General features: G+C 50.1%; 1 protein-coding gene. It reads left to right on the top strand.

All coding sequences use genetic code 11. The features are described from left to right. Positions 1 to 403, top strand: a 403-nt coding sequence (locus ACTHUF_RS11350; protein WP_440407761.1) for a tetratricopeptide repeat protein, incomplete at its 5' end; no start/stop codon positions are given. Positions 404 to 439 lie beyond the last annotated feature (36 nt).

Genomic DNA, 439 nt, shown 5'->3' with positions numbered 1-439 from the left:
ACAAGGGATTGCAGAAGCCCAATTTAGTTTGGGTAAGATGTATTACGAAGGGCAAGGAGTTCGTCAAGATTATGCAGAGGCAGCGCGATGGTATCTAAAGGCAGCAGACCAAGGGGATCCTGTAGCTCAAAATAATTTGGTTGTGGCGTATACCAAGGGGCAAGGAGTCCGTCAAGACCCTGTACAGGCAGAGCAGTGGTATCGGAAGGCGGCAGAACAAGGGTATGCTCAAGCACAATATAATTTGGGTGTGATGTACGACGATGGGCGAGGAGTTCGTCAGGACTATACACAGGCAGTGCAGTGGTTTGGCAAGGCGGCAGAACAAGGGCTTTCTCAAACCCACGTTAGGTTGGGTGTGATATATGTAAACGGTAAAGGCGTCCGTCCAGACGATTCATAGGCAGTGTAGTGGTTTGGAGAGGGGGAAGAACAAGGG

The sequence above is a fragment of the Neisseria sp. P0024.S006 genome, assembly GCF_051956595.1.
Taxonomy (GTDB): Bacteria; Pseudomonadota; Gammaproteobacteria; order Burkholderiales; family Neisseriaceae; genus Neisseria.
The sequence above is the reverse complement of the archived record's forward strand: the minus strand, read 5'-3'. Positions and strand labels throughout refer to the sequence as shown.